Origin of the sequence: Flavobacterium fructosi (genome assembly GCF_042787335.1) — a bacterium.
Classification (GTDB): Bacteria; Bacteroidota; Bacteroidia; order Flavobacteriales; family Flavobacteriaceae; genus Flavobacterium; species Flavobacterium fructosi.
This window is the reverse complement of record NZ_JBHZQA010000004.1, coordinates 162,237-179,526: the sequence shown is the minus strand read 5'-3', so window position 1 is coordinate 179,526 and position 17,290 is coordinate 162,237. Positions and strand designations below refer to the sequence as shown.

Here is a 17,290-nt window from a genome sequence, read left to right as displayed (position 1 = left end):
AAGTGTTAATTAAAAAATAATAAGATGGTTGCTGCAGTTGTTGTTCTCTATAATCCAGAAACAAATATTGTCGATAATATAAGCAGTTATATTGATTTTGTCGAGAAAGTTTATATCGTAGATAATTCAAATTTTTCTAATGAAAGTTTGTTTCAGGCCCTACCATTAAAGGATAAGATAGAGTATGTTTTTAATAGAGGCAATCTAGGAATTGCAAAGGCTTTAAATATTGGATGTCAATTGGCTATTCAACAAGGTGTAAAATGGCTACTGACAATGGATCAGGATAGTAAATTTTTAAATTTAGATCGTACGATTATCAGTCAAATCTCTAAAATAGAAGGTGATAGAATTGCGCTTTATTATCCCACTTATCTGATTGAGGGTGTTGTTTATGATAAATATATTAAAGAAAATAATTCTCCTATCGTTGTAATGACTTCCGGAAATTTTATTAATCTAAATGTCTATAGATCAATTGGCGGATTTGAAGATAAACTATTCATTGATTATGTAGATATTGATTATTGTTTAAAAATAAAAGCTGCGGGTTATTCGATAGCCCTTCTGCGCGATGCTATTCTGGCTCATGAATTGGGTCATTCAAAGCACCTTACTTTTTTATCAATCAAGGCAATTGTAACCAACCATTCCAGTCTGCGCAGGTATTATATTACCCGAAACAGAATGTATGTATATAAAAAGCATAAAACTGTTTCAACTGTTTTTAGTCAAACAGAAAAGAGAATCTTTATAAATGATATTTTAAAAATAATTCTCTTCGAAGATGATAAGATTTTGAAATTTAAGAGTATCATAAAAGGATATTTAGATTACCGAAATAATAAGTTTGGCGTTTACATCAAATAAGAATTATTAATCCCTATTTTTTTATGATCTCAGTTTGTATAGCGACCTACAATGGTGAAAAATATATAGAAGAACAGCTCTTTTCAATATTAAATCAGCTTGGTATGGATGACGAGATTATAATTTCAGATGATTGCTCTACAGACAACACTATAGAAGTCATTAAAAAATTGTCAGATTCAAGAATAAAACTATTTTTTAATGAAGAAAAAGGATATACCAGTAACTTCGAGAATGCGCTTAAACAAGTAAGCGGTGATATTGTATTTATCAGTGACCAAGATGATATCTGGGATCCCAATAAAGTTCGTGTTTGTTTGGAAGAACTTCAATTTGTAGACCTAGTTGTGTCTGATTGTAAGCTCATTAATAGCAGTAATGAAGTAATCTCAGATTCCTATTTTAAATTGCGAAGTGTAAAAAAAAGCAGTTGGGGAAATCTTGTTAAATTTAGCTATCTGGGCTGTTGTTTGGCTTTTCGTTCCGAAATTTTAAAAAAGGCGCTTCCGTTTCCTTCTAACCGACAATTTTGCACCCATGATAATTGGTTGTTTTTGGTGGGATCCTTTCTTTTTAAGCATAAAGTATTAGAGGATACACTTATTTATTACAGAAGACATGATGGGAATGTTTCGACCGGTGGATTAATTTCGGCAACATCAAGGTGGTTCAAAATTAAATATAGAATTTATTTGTGCTTTTTTTTAATCAAAAGATCATTACTTAATTAAAAATATATAATGAAAATATCAATAATTACGGTTGTTTACAACAATGAGAAAACTATTAAGGAAGCGATTCAATCAGTTCTTTCGCAAACCTATGGCGACATTGAATATGTCATTATAGACGGAAAATCCAAAGATAATACTGTCAATTTAATAAATGATTACAAAGAAAACCTTGGTTATTTCATTTCTGAACAAGATAAAGGTTTGTATGATGCCATGAACAAAGGGATTCTTGCCTGTACAGGAGATGTAATAGGCATATTAAATTCAGATGATTTGTACCAAGACTCCGAAGTTATCGCAGCTGTTATGGAAGAATTTATTAATGATGGCGAGTTAGATATCCTGTATGGAAATTTAGTTTATGTAAAGAGTGATGATACCAATAAAGTGGTCCGAAATTGGAAATCAAAAAGCTATTACAATAGTTTTTTTGAAAATGCAAACGTGCCACCACATCCGGCCTTGTTTGTTAGGAATACCGTATACAAAAAAGTAGGATTATTTGATTTGCAGTACAAATTGGCTGCCGATTATGAATTAATGTTAAGAATGTTTAAAAAACACCAATTTAAGTCTAAATATTTTAATAGGTTGATTATTAAAATGAGACTTGGAGGCGCTACAAACCAAAGTTTTACGAACATAGTTGTTCAAAATAAAGAAGTACTTAAAGCTTGGAAAAATAATGATTTGCAAGCTCCACTTTATCTAATGCCTTTAAGAATATTTAAGCGTTTAGCTCAATTTATTTAGTTGATTACCCTATAAATGAAAATATTAGTAACAGGTGCAAATGGTTTTTTAGGAAAATCAATAGTAAAAGAATTGTCAAAAGACAATACTCTTTGTAGTTTGTCCAGGTCTTCCGGAGATTACAAGATTTCTTTAGATAATGAAATTCCTGTTTTCAATCAAAAATTTGATTTGGTTATTCATGCTGCCGGTAAAGCTCATGCTATTCCAAATGGGAGGGCTGAGAATAAACAATTTTTTGATGTGAATGTTTCGGGCACCCGAAATTTATTACAAGGATTAGAAAACACGGGTTTGCCGGAACAATTTATTTTTATTAGTTCCGTTTCGGTTTATGGTCAAGAAAGTGGTATCCAAATTAACGAAGAGCATCCTTTAGAAGCTAAAGATTCTTATGGATTAAGTAAGATAGAAGCAGAGCAACTCGTTTTAAAATGGTGTGAACAACACCATGTGGTTTGCACTATTTTGCGTCTGCCTCTGTTGGTTGGTGAAAATCCACCCGGTAATTTGGGTTCTATGTTAAGAGCTATGGACAATGGATATTATTTTAATATCGGTGGAGGGAAAGCCAAAAAAAGTATGGTGTTGGTTCAAGATGTTGCTTCTTTTATTCCAAATGTTGCATTTACAGGGGGTATATATAATCTTACGGATGGTTGTCATCCCAGTTTTGAGGAATTAAGTTCAACGATTTTAATTCATAGAAATAGAAATAAGGCCAATAATATTCCTTTGATTATTGCAAATTTAATAGGGTATGTAGGCGATTTACTGGGAGATAAAGCTCCTCTAAATTCTTTAAAAATAAAAAAAATCACTTCCGATTTAACGTTTGATGATTCTAAAGTGAGGAAGTTATTAAACTGGCATCCTGAATCAGTTGTTGACTATTTAAAAAGAAGTACTATTTAGTATTATGGATGATTCGATTTATATCCACAGTTTTAAAATATATATATATTATGACCATTGAAAAAACATTTATACAAGATTTAGTAATTATAACTCCGAGAATTTTTGAAGACTCGCGCGGGTATTTTTTTGAAGCCTACAATCAAACTCAATTTCATGAAAATGGGATGCCCTATCAATTTATACAAGACAATCAGTCTTTCTCCAAACGCGGGGTGATTCGGGGATTGCATTTGCAGATTAATCCTTTTGCCCAAGCCAAATTAGTACGGGTGTTAGAAGGAGAAATCCTTGATGTGGCGGTCGATTTACGAAAAAAGTCATCTACTTATGGACAGCATTTTAGTGTGGTTTTAAGTGCCGATAATAAAAAACAATTGATGGTTCCCCACGGTTTTGCCCATGGTTTCTCCGTTTTGAGTGAAACGGCTTCGGTGCTATACAAAGTAGATCAATTGTATCATAAAGAAAGCGAAAGAGGGATTCGGTATGATGATCCTACTTTGGCCATTGATTGGCAAGTGAGTCCTGATGAAGTAATTGTTTCTGAAAAGGATTTGGTTTTGCCGAGTTTTGAGGATATTGATTGGGAGTTTTAAGTGGTGAGAAGTGAGTGGTGAGAAATAGTGATAGTGAGGAGTGAGAAGTGTCTTTTGATCCTTCGGCAACGCTCAAGATGACAATGAAAGGGGAGAAGTGAAAGATTTTTGGCGATTAAAGAAAAAACATTTAAATTGAACTGAATTATGGAAGAAGATATTCGATGGAAACAACGTTTTGGAAATTATCTGAAAGCACTGGGACAGTTGCAGAAATTCATAGCGAAAGGTAATTTGAATGAATTGGAAGAACAAGGGCTGATTCAAGCTTTTGAATTTACACATGAGTTGGCTTGGAATGTAATGAAAGATTATTTTGAATACCAGGGAAATACGACTATCACGGGGTCTAGAGACGCTACAAGAGAAGCCTTCCAAAAAGGATTGATTCAGGATGGGGACAATGCATGGAAATGATAAAAAGTAGAAACCAATCTACGCATACTTATAACGAAAGTACAGCAAACGATATTAGAGACAGAATATTAAATTATTATTACGATTTGTTTGTCTCTTTTAAAGAAAAAATGAAAGAATTTTAGAATGATACAATTTGGCTTAAAACAGGAAGATATAGACAAAATAAATGATGTCTTTGCAAGCTATGAAGGAATTGATAGCGTTGTTATTTATGGTTCTAGAGCTAAAGCTAACTTTAAAGTAGGTTCTGATATTGATTTGACAATCATCGAGAATTCATTAACTTTTCCGGAGTTTTTGGAAATAGAGAATACATTAGATGATTTATTACTGCCTTATAAAATAGATTTGTCTCTAAAACGAAAAATATCAAATATCGATTTGCTTTCGCATATTGATAGCGCTGGGAAATTGTTTTACAAAAGAGGAAATAGTCCAGAGTGACGATCGATTCCATTTAAGATTGCTTAAAGTCTTAAAAAATGTTTTATTGTTTAAAAATTTACCGTTTAAAGTTGTCAATTAGATTAGGAGTTAATTTTAATCATTAAGTTTGAAAGCCAGATTAGCAAGGTAAATTTCTGAAGCTTTAGCTAAAAAATAAAGTTAGTTTGTAGATCAGTCGGTTTATTAAATATAAAAGGGTAACCGAAATCTTTTATGCCAAATGTTTTTGGCGTTGAAAAAATAAAAATGAAAAAAATACTAGTTACCGGTGCCAAAGGACAATTGGGTTCTGAACTGATGGTATTGTCTAAAAACTACCCTCAGTTCGAATGGATTTTTGCAGACAGAACGCAAGTTTCCTTGGATAATTTGTCGATTTTACAAATTCAAGTAGAGGCAATTTCTCCAAATATTATTTTGAATTGTGGTGCCTATACTGCCGTTGATAAAGCGGAAACAGAACACGAATTAGCGGATATTGTTAATCATTCGGCTGTTGGGATTATTGCCCAATATGCAGAAGATCATTCTGTAAAACTAATTCATATTTCCACCGATTATGTTTTTGACGGGACATCAGCTTTCGCATTGAGCGAGGAGGCCCTAACGCAACCTGTAAATGTGTATGGAGCAACCAAAAGAGCGGGAGAGTTAGCTTGTTTGAAAGCAAATCCCGATGCAATTATCATCAGAACTTCATGGGTGTATAGCAGATTTGGAAACAATTTTGTGAAAACCATGCAGCGATTATTGCTAGAACGAGATACGATCAGTGTGGTCAACGATCAGATTGGATCCCCAACGTATGCTGCCGATTTGGCTCAGGCCATGATGACTATTGTAACAGCACCAGAGTGGATTGCCGGAATCTATAATTATTCGAATGAAGGAGAAATCAGCTGGTATGACTTTGTTCTGGCAATCCAGGAAATTGATGGGTATAGTTGTGAAGTGAAAGGGATTCTCTCATCGGCTTATCCAACTCCTGCCAAACGTCCTGCGTATTCTTTATTGGATAAAACAAAAATTAAGCGGGTGTATGGTATTAGTGTGCCGGATTACAAGGAAAGTCTGAAAAAGAGTTTGAAGTTTAATAGTTTAGTTTAAAGTCGAAAGTGATATGATTCTCGTTTAAACCCGGCCCCAAAGAAAGCTGAAAATCTAGCACTTAATTATAAATAGAATTATTACCCCGGCCCTAAAGGGGAGCGGAAATAAATTTACGAGTAGTCCATTAAATGATAATTACAAAATATAAAATATAAATGAAAGGAATTATATTAGCTGGAGGTTCTGGAACCCGTTTGCATCCGTTAACGCTTGCAATGAGCAAACAAATGATGCCGGTTTATGATAAACCGATGATTTATTATCCATTGTCCACTTTGATGATGGCAGGAATCAACGAAATATTAATTATTTCGACGCCACATGATTTACCCCATTTCAAAAAATTATTAGGGGATGGATCGTCAATAGGTTGTCAATTCAGTTATGCGGAGCAAGCTATTCCTAATGGTTTGGCTCAGGCTTTTGTTATTGGAGAAAAATTCATTGGTGAAGACAGCGTAGCATTAGTTTTAGGCGATAATATTTTCTTTGGGTCCAATATGGATGAGTTGTTGCGTTCCAATACTAATCCGAAGGGTGGGGTTGTTTTTGCTTATCATGTTTCGGATCCGGAACGCTACGGTGTTGTTGAGTTTGATGTCAATTTCAAAGCACTTTCTATTGAAGAAAAACCTTTGGAACCCAAATCAAATTATGCGGTACCCGGCTTGTATTTTTATGACAATTCGGTGGTGGAAATAGCCAAAAATATTAAACCAAGTGCTCGTGGGGAATATGAAATTACTGATGTGAATAAAGTATATTTGGAAAAAGGTGCGTTGAAAGTGGGCATTTTAAGCCGAGGTACGGCCTGGCTAGATACCGGAACTTTCAATAGTCTGATGCAAGCGGGACAATTTGTACAGGTTATTGAAGAGCGTCAGGGACTGAAAGTGGGCTGTATTGAAGAAATTGCCTGGAGACAGGGTTTTATTTCAGAGCTAGAACTGAAGGATTTAGCTGAACCTTTGAAAAAATCAGGTTATGGGGAGTACCTTTTGGGCTTGTTGAAACACAAGTTGTAAGCATTTCGGACGCAGTTTTTAGATAATTGATTTCAGGTTATAGATTACATATAGTTTAAGATATGGTATACATTGCATTAATTATTTTATTGGTTGGTACTGAACTTGTTTATTTCAAAATTGCGGATAAATACAATATCATTGATAAACCCAATAGTAGGTCATCCCACACTTCCATTACTTTAAGAGGAGGAGGGATTATTTTTCCGATAGCTATTAGTATCGCTTTTTTTTTGGGATACGTTTCCTGGGCAGTAACCCTTGCGGTAGTAATGGTTGCGGTGGTTAGCTTTATTGATGACATTAAGCCGTTATCCCAATTGCCTCGATTTGTATCGCATTTTATCGCAGTTGGCTTGGTTTTTTATGAGTTAAACTTGTTTTCAGAATCCCTTTGGATGCTTCCAGTTGTATTTGTATTACTGATAGGTTGGGTAAACGCTTTTAATTTTATGGACGGCATTAACGGAATAACGGTTTTATATGCATTAACCGCAATAGTCAGTTTTTCTTTTTTACCCCTAAATGAAGCGAGTTTACCTTTGTTAATTACCATGGGATTATCCTGTGTTGCTTTTGGATTTTTTAATGTTCGAAAAAAAGCTAAAACATTTGCCGGAGATGTAGGCAGTATCAGTATGGCCCTGTTTCTGGGTTATTTTATGATAAAAACAATTATAGAATCCGGACAGTTCGGATTTACACTTTTCTTTGCTGTTTATGGGATTGATGCTGTTATTACCATTATCAGCCGTTTGCTTAAAAAAGAAAATATATTTCAGCCGCATCGTTCCCATTTGTATCAATATCTTGCCAATGAAATGGGTTATTCGCACATTCTAGTTGCCTTTATTTACGCAGCACTGCAATTAATAATTAATATACTGGTTATTTATATGGACGCCAGAGGATGTTTGACCCTGCTCTTTATGGGTGGATTTCTAGTACTATTAACCTTTATGTATTTACTGGTCCGAAATTTCGTCACTCGTAAAATGGTTTTGAGAAATTATTAATTCGTTTTTCGCTTGGATTTTTTATCATGGTAAAACGTTTCTTTGATATTATTTTCTCCCTCTTCATACTTCTCTTCTTTTTTTGGGTTGTATTGGTTTCTTGGCTGCTCGCAGTTATAGATACCCGTACCAATGGAATCTTCCTCCAGGCGCGTATTGGCCAATTTGGTATCCCATTCAAAATTTACAAACTCCGTACCATTCAAGTTTCATCGTCTTCCGGCGATGCCCGTATTTCAAAAATAGGGAAGTTTCTTCGTGGCTATAAACTAGATGAGTTGCCTCAGCTCTTTAATATTTTAATAGGGGAGATGAGCGTTGTAGGGCCACGACCAGATTTGCCTGGTTACTATGATTTATTAGAAGGTGAAAATCGAAAAATTTTGGAATTGAAGCCAGGATTAACAAGTGAGGCGGCTTTAAAATACAATAATGAGGCCCAATTGTTAGAAAAACAAGTAGTGCCTTTACTGTATAACAATAAGACCATTTTTCCGGATAAGGTGCAGTTAAATTTAGACTATTATTGCCATCGCAGTTTTTGGGGAGATATCAGGATTATTTTGAAAACAATTTGGTTTATTTTTTTTTAGAAAGGTTTAGTGTAACCAACAGTTTAGAATATAGAATTGCAATGACAGTTGTAGTTTAATTTTATTTAATTTAGCATAATACGATTGTATCGTTTTTATTTTAAGAAGATGCACAAAGACAAAATTTGGCTATCGTCCCCACATATGGGAGGTGGCGAACAAAAATACATACAAGAAGCATTTGACTCGAACTGGATTGCTCCTGCAGGCAATAATATAAATTCTTTTGAGCAAGACTTGGAAACTTACCTAGGTTCTGACAATGTAGCGGTTTTGAACTCCGGTACCGCAGCAATTCATCTAGGTTTAATTCTTTTAGGGGTTCAGTCAGGGGATGTTGTACTATGTCAAAGTTTGACTTTTTCAGCATCGGCAAGCCCCATTTTATATCAAGGGGCAACACCTATTTTTATTGACAGTGAGACTGAAACTTGGAACTTATGTCCAATTGCGCTGGAAGAAGCTATCATAAACAGTATAACTAAAGGTAAAAAACCAAAAGCAATAATAGCGGTTCATCTGTATGGTGTTCCTTATAAAATTGATGCTATAAGAGCGGTGGCCGACAAGTATTCCATTCCCATTCTTGAAGACAGTGCAGAAGCTTTGGGAAGTAGCTACATGGGTAAAAAGTGTGGTACTTTTGGAGATATTGGCATTTTTTCTTTTAATGGAAGTAAAATAATAACCACGTCAGGTGGAGGAGCGATTGTCACTCACTCGAAAAAAATAAAAGACAGGGCAATTTTTTTATCTACACAGGCAAGGGATGCTGCGCCACATTATCAGCATAGTGAAATAGGCTATAATTACAGAATCAGTAATATCTGCGCCGGTATTGGTCGCGGTCAAATGGAAGTTTTGCAGGATCATATTGACTTGAGAAGAAATATGCATGCATTTTATGTCGATTTATTTAAAGACATAGAAGGCGTTACCGTGTTCAGCGTGCCCAATACTAATTATTTTTCGAATTACTGGTTGAGCACTATTTTAGTGTATCCCATGGAAACCAATGGGATAAGCAGGGAAACTTTGCGACTGGCATTAGAAGCAGCAAATATAGAATCCAGACCTTTATGGAAACCGATGCATTTGCAACCTGTTTTTTGCAGTTATTCTTATTATGGTAGCACTATTTCTGAAACACTTTTTAACAATGGCCTTTGTTTGCCTTCCGGTTCCAATCTTTCTGATGGGGATCGAGATCGGATAAAATCGGTTATTGTAAATTTATTTCGACGCTAGAAATAAGAACTTTATTTTTAAATAAAACATAAATTTTAACTAATCGTAATAAAGTGATGTTCATCTTTTTTCTTTTTTTTTAATCAAAAAAAACGAAATGGATTGCTTCATTTTCCTTTATTAACTTATTTAATCTTATTTTTGTTGATACAAAGGCATTAATCTTTTAAAAAAAATAAATTTTGGATACCACTGAAAATACTAGTTCATCATCGGTAAAGTCAAATTTTTTTTCAAGAGCAAATTTGAAATTTAACATTTACAACTTAAGTTATCTGCCCAGGTGGGTAATTGTTTTGATGGATTTCTCCGTCTTAGTATTGTCCTTTTTTTTTACTATATTGATATTTAAGGGAACGGGATTAGACTATGTCATCACACCGCACACGGCTATGTTTATTTGCGCTTTTTTTAGTGTTAACCTTTTCTTTTTCTGGTTGTTTAGAACCTATTCCGGAATTATCAGACATTCTTCTTATATTGATGCGGTGAAGCTTTTGTTTTCACAAATGGCTGTTCTGGTGCTATTTCTTTTGTTTAACTTGGTATATGAATTTTTATATGGTGTAAAAGCATTTTTAAATACTGCTTTTTTTATCAATATTGTGCTTTCCTTTTGCGGCTTGTTCTTGTATAGGGTCATAATTAAACAAACTTTTGAGGCTTATTTCTCTGAAATTGGAAAAGAAAAATTAATACGGACTATTATTTATGGTACGGATGCCAATGCCATATCCGTAGCGAATGCCCTAAAATTTGAAACACCTTCTCGTTTTAAAATTGTTGGATTTGTCGATAAAAATAATCAGAACGCTACAAAACGAATGTTGGATCTTCCTATATTAATTAAAAAGAAAAAATTGCCACCACTCATGCGTTCCGTAAATGCTCAGGCAGTTATCATTGCCGATAAAAGCATGTCTAAAGAAGAACAATTAACCATCGTAGACCAGTGTTTAGAATTCAATTATAGTGTTTTTACAGTGCCTCTTATTTCAGATTGGCAAAATCAAAAAGAGATATCACAAAAAGTAAAGAGCATCCAAATTGAAGATTTACTGGAGCGAAAACCTATTGTATTAGATAATAAATCAATATCTAAGCAGTTGAAGGATAAGACTGTCCTGATTACCGGTGCTGCCGGGTCTATTGGAAGTGAGATTGTGCGACAGGTATTAAGTTTTAATCCTAAAACAATCATTATCTTAGATCAGGCTGAAACACCGTTGCATCATATGTATTTAGAAATGCAAAATACAGGTTCCAATACAAAAATACACACTGTAATTGCGGATGTAAGGAATAAAAGTGCCATGAATATGGTTTTCAGAGCGCATCTTCCTCAGGTGGTATACCATGCCGCAGCCTATAAGCATGTGCCTTTGATGGAAGAGAATCCCTCACAAGCGATTCTTACCAATATAGAAGGGACTAAAAACATTGCCGATTTGTCCTGTTTGTATAAGGTTAAGAAATTTGTAATGGTCTCTACTGATAAAGCAGTAAACCCAAGTAATGTAATGGGGGCCAGTAAAAGAATTGCTGAAAAATACGTCCAGTCGTTGCAGTTAAAAGTTCAAAATGAAGGAGATAAAAATGTTACCAAATTTATCACCACCCGTTTTGGAAATGTTTTAGGTTCTAATGGGTCTGTAGTGCCTTTGTTTACCAAACAAATCGCTGCAGGAGGTCCTGTGACGATTACTCATCCGGATATTATTCGGTATTTTATGACTATACCTGAAGCGTGTCAATTGGTTTTAGAGGCGGGGTCTATGGGGAACGGAGGGGAAATTTATATTTTTGACATGGGGAAACCGGTTAAAATTATTGATTTGGCTAAAAAGATGATCAAGTTGGCCGGATTTATACCGGATAGGGATATTAAAATTCAAATTGTTGGTTTAAGACCAGGGGAGAAATTATTTGAGGAATTGCTTAATGACACTTCAAAAACAGTAGCTACGCATCACGAAAAAATTATGATCGCCGAGGAAATTCAAGATGAGTTTGAAACATTACATACTGATATTGAAGAACTTATAGAAAAAGCAAACTCTTTTGGAAATGATGAAATTGTAATGCAAATGAAAAAAATTGTACCTGAATTTATAAGTATGAATTCTACTTTTCAATTATTGGATAAGTAATATAAAACAAAGGTTTTGAAAAAAAGTCTGTAATGAATTAGTTCTTTGCAGACTTTTTTTGTTTACACCACGCCTAAAGGGTGTTGTTATTGTTTTTTGCTATTCACTAATTTTTTCTTTTGTCTTGATTGCAGATGAGTTAGTACTTTATTGGAGTTCGTGAATCTATGATTTTAAAATAAGCAAAAGATGTTTGTGGCTTATTATTGTTTTTTGGCATTCATGAATCTTTTCTTTTGTCTTGATTACTCACCTGGTAATACTTTATTGGAGTTCGTAAATATTTGATTTCAATAGAAACAAAAAATATTGATGGGTTATTATTGTTTTTTGGTATTCATGAATTTTCGATTTCAAGCCTGAAAATAAAAAACTTAAAAACTACCTTAAAGTTCCGCTCCGCACCCTGAGCCGTTTGTCTTGAGGACTTAACTCGAGGAGTGCTACCTTCACTTCTTCGTTGTTTTTTAATGCTTTTTATGTAAGGGCGAGTTAAAAAAGTTTACGTTTAGATAGATAGTACTTTATCTGTCGGCTAGGTGGTGACTCCCTGCGGCTAGCGCTGAAATTGCTATTTCACTAACTTTTTTTCTATTTTTAAACTAGATAGTTATTATTATAAGATTCAAAGCAGTAATTACAAGAGGGATGTATTGTTAAACTTCTATTAAAAGCAATAGTAGTTGAACTGTAATTTACACTAACTTGAAAAACTGATTGTTCGTTATTGCTTCTTTTAATGGGGCCAAGTCTTTTATTTTTACTTTTTGATCAAAAGCAGCAATATGATTGTTATGATGTACATCGGAGCCTACATACGTGTACATTCCTTTTTGTAGCAATTGCTCCGATATTTTAGTGATTTCGGCGCCATAGTAGCCTACAACCGACAGTAAATTTAATTGAAATAAACAACCCGCTCTTTTTAATTTTTCGTATTCACTGAAATTATTATGGTAAAAGAGATAACGCTCCGGATGGGCTAGAACCGGAATATAGCCTGCCACCTGCAAGTCAAAAAGTATGGAATACAATTGGATCGGTGCATTGATGTAAGACATTTCGACTAATACATAATTAGCTTTCAATGTTAACAATTCGTGAGATTGGAAAAGATGTACAAACTGATCATCCATCAAATACTCAGCTGCAGCATTAAAGGGAACCGTGATTTTGTTTTTTTCTAATTTTAAAACGGTAGTTTCTTTATTGGAATGGATTTGATCATGAGTGTTGTCCCAAACATACTGAATAATATGAGGTGTAGTAATAAACTGGGAAACCCCAAAGCCCTGTAGTGCTTGTGTAAGCCGTAACGTATCCTCAAAAGTTCGAGCACCGTCATCAATACCCGGCAAAAGATGGGAATGAATGTCGATATGACCATCAGGAATTAAATCTTTAAGTACGGGTTTTGATTTGAAGAATGTAAACATTAGACAAAGGTAGAAAAAAATGTTTAGTGTTCCGTTTTTAGTGTTCCGTGATCAGTATTCAGTGATTACTATTCGGGGTTTACTGATTGGCTTGAATTAGGATAGGTAATTAGGGTTGCGGTGTTGTTTTTGTGGTGCAGAAATTTGTGTTTTTTTGGTTTATGTATTACTATAAAATTTATTTAAAACAGTATTAATATTTAGTCTAAATAAGTTTGCTGATATAAAAATGGAACTTTATATTTGTGATGTTATTTTTAATTATTCTAAATAAATGAATGAAAAATACTTTTTAATTGGATTAGTAGTCATGATAACACTATCTAGTTGTACTTATGATTCCGAATATGTACCTGTTGCTAACAATAAAACAGCGATCGGAAAATTAATTTTCTTCGATAAAAACCTCTCCAATCCTATTGGTCAAGCGTGTGTTTCTTGTCATGCGCCTGAAACTGGCTTCAGTGATCCTTTGCACAAAGACATTTCAGAAGGCGCTGTAACAGGAGCTTTCGCAAACATCAATTCTCCAAATTTAGCCTATAATGTATTTTCGCCGGAGCGTAGCTACAATACTACAGATGAGACTTATATTGGAGGCTTATTTCTTAATGGAAGATCTCCAAACCTAAAAGAACAACTCATTCATCCCTTTATTGGTGCAGTAGAAATGAATAATGGTAGTATTGCAAATCTTGTTTTCAAAATAAAAAAAGCTTCTTACTTTTTTGAATTAGAAAAGGAGTACGGTGTAGCAAAGACAGATGAAGAATTGATATCCTACATTGCCGATGCATTAGCATCTTTTGAAACATCAAAAGAAGTGAATTCTTTTACCTCAAAATTTGACTATTTCAACAAACAGTTGATCAAATTTACGGAGGATGAAAAGAAAGGATTAGCCATTTTTCAAGGAAAAGGAAAATGTGCACAATGCCACGTTTTAGAACCTGACGAAAGAACGGGGAAAATTTTGTTTACGGATTTCAGCTATGATAATATAGGAGTGCCCAGAAACGAAAAAAATCCATTTTACAACCAATCAACAGCCATAAATCCTGCTGGAGCTAACTTTATTGATTTGGGCATCGGCGCTGTCGTTTCGCAACCAGAACACAACGGAAAATTTAGGGTTCCAACATTACGAAACATTGCTATTTCATCGCCATATTTTCATAACGGATCCTTTAAAACCTTAAAAGAAGTCATTCATTTCTATAATGTTCGAGATGTAAACCCAAGCGAATTTGCTACTCCCGAAGTACTTGAAAACGTAAATAGAGATGAATTAGGTAATTTAAAAATGACTGCCCAAGAAGAAAGTCAACTAGAAACATTTCTTGGAACGCTTACCGATCATTACCGAAAATAATTTTTAATACTACAAAAACCACAATATGAATTTCAATAAAATAATTTTTACCTTTCTCACTTTAATGGGATTACAAACCATAAAAGCACAAGAAAATACCGAATACTCCCTGAAAGAAGTTATTGTCAAAGGCTTTAAAACCGTAAATGGGATTGGTCACTTGCCCGATAGTAAAGACGGAATCATTTACGCTGGTAAAAAAAGTGAAATCATTCTTGTTGACAGTCTCGATGCCAATAAAGCAGTCAATAATACCAGACAAATACTAGGAAGAATCCCCGGTTTAAATATTGTAGAAACAGAGAGTAGCGGGTTTACTGCCAATGGAATTGCAACACGTGGACTTAATCCGTCACAAAGTGTAGAGATGAATACCAGACAGAATGGGTACAACATCAGTGCTGATATTTATGGTTATAATGAATCGTATTACATTCCGCCAATGGAAGCTGTCAATCGTATCGAAATGGTTAGAGGTGCCGCATCGTTGCAATTTGGATCACAGTTTGGGGGTTTAGTCAATTATGTTACTAAGGATGCTCCAAAAAACAAACCTTTTGAATTTATCACCTCACAAACAATAGGGAATTATGGATTGTTTAATTCCTTCAATTCTGTTGGCGGGAATTATAAAAAAATAGGTTACTACGGTTTCTTACAATACCGTAATATGGAAGGGTACAGACCCAATAGTCAGCAATCGCAAGTTTCGGGATTTGGGAAAATACAATACAATCATTCTGAAAAATTAAATTTTGGTGTTGAATATTCTTTGCTTCGAAATAAAATAAAAATGCCTGGAGGTTTAACTGACAGTTTATTTTATGCTAATCCAAAAGCTTCTACAAGAGCACGAAACTGGCTAAAAAGCCCTTGGAATATCATTACGGCTTACGCCAATTATACGCCTTCGGAAAACAGTACTTTGAGCATTAAATCTACCTATTTATTTAGTGGTCGTTCTTTGGTTTGGAGAAATGAAGATGGAGGAGCCGAAGCCACAGATGGTATCGACCCAATAACGGGAACCTATGTCTCAAGAGAAGTAGGTATCGAAAAAATGAACAATACTACAACCGAAGTACGCTATTCCCAAAATTATACTTTAGGGAGTCAAAAATCAACTTTTGCTGGTGGTGTCCGTCAAAGTTATGCATGGTTTAAGCGCCAAGGAGGCGGAGAAGGAACGACAAATAGTGATTTTGATTTATCCATAACAGGCGATTGGGGGTATGACTTGGATTTTAGTACTGCAAATCTAGCTCCGTTTGTAGAAAATATTTTTAAACTCTACAAAAATTTTACCATCACCCCTGGCTTTCGATTTGAATATTTAAGAAGTAGTGCCAAAGGACATAAAGAAGTAGAAGGCGACGTACAGCTTACAGATGAAGTTAGAAATAGAACTTTTGCACTGGCGGGGCTTGGATTGGAGTTAAAACCAGGAAAAAATACTAGTCTTTATGCCAATATTTCTCAGGCATACCGTCCGATAGATTACAGCCAGTTAGAACCTTTTGGCACGAGTTCAAGAATAGACCCTAACCTGAAAGATGCAAAAGGATTTAATAGTGATTTAGGCTACAGAGGAACCATCAGGAACTACCTTAATTTTGACATTGGAGGATTTTACATGGCGTACAACAACCGTATCGGGGTAACATTAGCAACCGATCCAATTACTGGAGATTATTATTCTATCAGAAAAAATATTGCCAATAGTGTACACCAAGGAATCGAAAGTTATATCGAGTTTAACATTCTAAAATACTTTAACTCCCAATCTGATTTTGGCTTCAGTATTTTCAATTCCTTTTCCTATGTAGATGCCAAATACACCACAGGAGAATTTAAAGGAAAAAGAGTTGAAGCCGCCGCCAAAACGATAAACCGTGTAGGTTTAATTTTTAGCACTGGTAAATTATCGACAACTTTACAGTACAATTATGTTGGAGATGCTTTTGGAGATGCTTCCAATGTCATGACTAGCGAAGATCCGGTTGCGGGTTATATTCCTGCCTACACGGTTTTGGACTGGAGTGCTTCCTACAAATTACAAAATTTCGCAATCAAATTAGGCGCTAATAATTTGGCAGACAAATCCTATTTCACTCGCAGAACCGATGAATATCCTGGGCCAGGTATTATACCCGCCGTGGGACGAAGTTTTTATCTTGGATTTACAGCTAAATTTCAGTAAACAAAGTACTTATATTTCAATTTTTAAACACACATTTCTTTTTTGATATGCGTGTTTTTTATTTCAGAAAGGTATCGATATACTTTGATGTACCATGTTTGCCCAAAGTCCGCTGTCTTGACGCGTTGGTTTACTTGCTCATTATATATTTTTTTAGCGATGGTTGCTGCGTTAAAAAACTGCAAATGAGCAAGCCATACTTTGGATAAATTTAACTCGTAACGCCACATTAAAAACTCGTCCTTGAAGTGGTGCATATACTTGTCTAAAGGTCGGTGTGTCTGTTGGTGGAATTAAAATGTTTTAAAATCGGGTTTGCCGAATATCAAGCAAATTTTTACGATTGGTGATGATGCTGATATAGTTGAAATATTTTTTTGCAATCAACACAAAAGTTACACA

General features: G+C 34.7%; 16 protein-coding genes and 1 pseudogene. 15 read left to right on the top strand and 2 right to left on the bottom strand.

What is annotated here, in order from left to right; translation table 11 throughout:
* Positions 1-24: 24 nt before the first annotated feature.
* The 13 genes and pseudogenes from ACFX5D_RS08540 to ACFX5D_RS08480 all read left to right on the top strand — a co-directional run bounded on the left by ACFX5D_RS08540 (position 25) and on the right by ACFX5D_RS08480 (position 11,880).
* On the top strand, positions 25-870 hold the full coding sequence (locus ACFX5D_RS08540; protein ID WP_379857808.1) for a glycosyltransferase family 2 protein: 846 nt from the start codon (positions 25-27) through the stop codon (positions 868-870).
* Positions 871-893: 23 nt separating this feature from the next.
* The gene (locus ACFX5D_RS08535) at positions 894-1,601 is read left to right on the top strand and encodes a glycosyltransferase family 2 protein (protein WP_379857807.1); all 708 of its coding nucleotides are present in this window, start codon (positions 894-896) and stop codon (positions 1,599-1,601) included.
* A gap of 9 nt (positions 1,602-1,610) precedes the next feature.
* Positions 1,611-2,357, top strand: a complete 747-nt coding sequence (locus ACFX5D_RS08530) for a glycosyltransferase family 2 protein (protein ID WP_379857806.1) — start codon at positions 1,611-1,613, stop codon at positions 2,355-2,357.
* Between the two features lie 15 nt (positions 2,358-2,372).
* On the top strand, positions 2,373-3,272 hold the full coding sequence (locus ACFX5D_RS08525) for an NAD-dependent epimerase/dehydratase family protein (protein ID WP_379857805.1): 900 nt from the start codon (positions 2,373-2,375) through the stop codon (positions 3,270-3,272).
* 50 nt (positions 3,273-3,322) lie between these two features.
* Positions 3,323-3,871 carry a dTDP-4-dehydrorhamnose 3,5-epimerase gene (gene rfbC / locus ACFX5D_RS08520; protein ID WP_379857804.1) on the top strand — a complete coding sequence of 183 codons (549 nt, stop codon included), beginning with the start codon at positions 3,323-3,325 and terminating at the stop codon, positions 3,869-3,871.
* A 147-nt stretch (positions 3,872-4,018) separates the two neighbouring features.
* Positions 4,019-4,413 (top strand): annotated as a pseudogene (locus ACFX5D_RS08515) (nucleotidyltransferase substrate binding protein).
* 1 nt (position 4,414) lies between these two features.
* The gene (locus ACFX5D_RS08510) at positions 4,415-4,735 is read left to right on the top strand and encodes a nucleotidyltransferase domain-containing protein (protein ID WP_379857803.1); all 321 of its coding nucleotides are present in this window, start codon (positions 4,415-4,417) and stop codon (positions 4,733-4,735) included.
* Positions 4,736-4,984: 249 nt separating this feature from the next.
* Positions 4,985-5,845: a dTDP-4-dehydrorhamnose reductase gene (gene rfbD / locus ACFX5D_RS08505; protein WP_379857802.1), complete on the top strand. Its 861-nt coding sequence runs from the start codon at positions 4,985-4,987 to the stop codon at positions 5,843-5,845.
* Between the two features lie 158 nt (positions 5,846-6,003).
* Positions 6,004-6,873, top strand: a complete 870-nt coding sequence (gene rfbA / locus ACFX5D_RS08500) for a glucose-1-phosphate thymidylyltransferase RfbA (protein WP_379857801.1) — start codon at positions 6,004-6,006, stop codon at positions 6,871-6,873.
* 62 nt (positions 6,874-6,935) lie between these two features.
* Positions 6,936-7,889, top strand: a complete 954-nt coding sequence (locus ACFX5D_RS08495; RefSeq protein WP_379857800.1) for an MraY family glycosyltransferase — start codon at positions 6,936-6,938, stop codon at positions 7,887-7,889.
* 26 nt (positions 7,890-7,915) lie between these two features.
* Complete coding sequence (locus ACFX5D_RS08490; RefSeq protein ID WP_379857799.1) at positions 7,916-8,482, top strand: sugar transferase; 567 nt, start codon at positions 7,916-7,918, stop codon at positions 8,480-8,482.
* A 108-nt stretch (positions 8,483-8,590) separates the two neighbouring features.
* Positions 8,591-9,730 (top strand): DegT/DnrJ/EryC1/StrS family aminotransferase, encoded by a 1,140-nt coding sequence (locus tag ACFX5D_RS08485; RefSeq protein ID WP_379857798.1) that lies wholly within the window; start codon positions 8,591-8,593, stop codon positions 9,728-9,730.
* A 299-nt stretch (positions 9,731-10,029) separates the two neighbouring features.
* Entirely contained in the window at positions 10,030-11,880 is a 1,851-nt protein-coding gene (locus ACFX5D_RS08480; RefSeq protein WP_379857907.1) for a polysaccharide biosynthesis protein, read from the top strand.
* 695 nt (positions 11,881-12,575) lie between these two features.
* Here ACFX5D_RS08480 and ACFX5D_RS08475 read toward each other — a convergent pair.
* Positions 12,576-13,316 (bottom strand): tyrosine-protein phosphatase, encoded by a 741-nt coding sequence (locus tag ACFX5D_RS08475; RefSeq protein WP_379857797.1) that lies wholly within the window; start codon positions 13,314-13,316, stop codon positions 12,576-12,578.
* Positions 13,317-13,590: 274 nt separating this feature from the next.
* On the opposite strand from ACFX5D_RS08475, the gene ACFX5D_RS08470 reads away from it, so the two are divergent.
* On the top strand, positions 13,591-14,688 hold the full coding sequence (locus ACFX5D_RS08470; protein ID WP_379857796.1) for a cytochrome-c peroxidase: 1,098 nt from the start codon (positions 13,591-13,593) through the stop codon (positions 14,686-14,688).
* 25 nt (positions 14,689-14,713) lie between these two features.
* Complete coding sequence (locus tag ACFX5D_RS08465) at positions 14,714-16,888, top strand: TonB-dependent receptor family protein (protein ID WP_379857795.1); 2,175 nt, start codon at positions 14,714-14,716, stop codon at positions 16,886-16,888.
* A 23-nt stretch (positions 16,889-16,911) separates the two neighbouring features.
* Here the strand turns inward: ACFX5D_RS08465 and ACFX5D_RS08460 are convergent, their stop codons facing one another.
* Positions 16,912-17,145 (bottom strand): hypothetical protein, encoded by a 234-nt coding sequence (locus ACFX5D_RS08460; protein WP_379857794.1) that lies wholly within the window; start codon positions 17,143-17,145, stop codon positions 16,912-16,914.
* Positions 17,146-17,290: the final 145 nt, after the last annotated feature.

Coding starts and splice junctions, on each gene's coding strand:
- rfbA (WP_379857801.1), top strand. CDS start 6,004: ATGAAAGGAATTATATTAGCTGGAGGTTCTGGAACCCGTTTGCATCCG.
- ACFX5D_RS08495 (WP_379857800.1), top strand. CDS start 6,936: ATGGTATACATTGCATTAATTATTTTATTGGTTGGTACTGAACTTGTT.
- ACFX5D_RS08475 (WP_379857797.1), bottom strand. CDS start 13,316: ATGTTTACATTCTTCAAATCAAAACCCGTACTTAAAGATTTAATTCCT.
- ACFX5D_RS08525 (WP_379857805.1), top strand. CDS start 2,373: ATGAAAATATTAGTAACAGGTGCAAATGGTTTTTTAGGAAAATCAATA.
- ACFX5D_RS08540 (WP_379857808.1), top strand. CDS start 25: ATGGTTGCTGCAGTTGTTGTTCTCTATAATCCAGAAACAAATATTGTC.
- ACFX5D_RS08485 (WP_379857798.1), top strand. CDS start 8,591: ATGCACAAAGACAAAATTTGGCTATCGTCCCCACATATGGGAGGTGGC.
- ACFX5D_RS08510 (WP_379857803.1), top strand. CDS start 4,415: ATGATACAATTTGGCTTAAAACAGGAAGATATAGACAAAATAAATGAT.
- ACFX5D_RS08535 (WP_379857807.1), top strand. CDS start 894: ATGATCTCAGTTTGTATAGCGACCTACAATGGTGAAAAATATATAGAA.
- ACFX5D_RS08480 (WP_379857907.1), top strand. CDS start 10,030: ATGGATTTCTCCGTCTTAGTATTGTCCTTTTTTTTTACTATATTGATA.
- rfbD (WP_379857802.1), top strand. CDS start 4,985: ATGAAAAAAATACTAGTTACCGGTGCCAAAGGACAATTGGGTTCTGAA.
- ACFX5D_RS08470 (WP_379857796.1), top strand. CDS start 13,591: ATGAATGAAAAATACTTTTTAATTGGATTAGTAGTCATGATAACACTA.
- ACFX5D_RS08530 (WP_379857806.1), top strand. CDS start 1,611: ATGAAAATATCAATAATTACGGTTGTTTACAACAATGAGAAAACTATT.
- ACFX5D_RS08460 (WP_379857794.1), bottom strand. CDS start 17,145: ATGCACCACTTCAAGGACGAGTTTTTAATGTGGCGTTACGAGTTAAAT.
- ACFX5D_RS08465 (WP_379857795.1), top strand. CDS start 14,714: ATGAATTTCAATAAAATAATTTTTACCTTTCTCACTTTAATGGGATTA.
- rfbC (WP_379857804.1), top strand. CDS start 3,323: ATGACCATTGAAAAAACATTTATACAAGATTTAGTAATTATAACTCCG.
- ACFX5D_RS08490 (WP_379857799.1), top strand. CDS start 7,916: ATGGTAAAACGTTTCTTTGATATTATTTTCTCCCTCTTCATACTTCTC.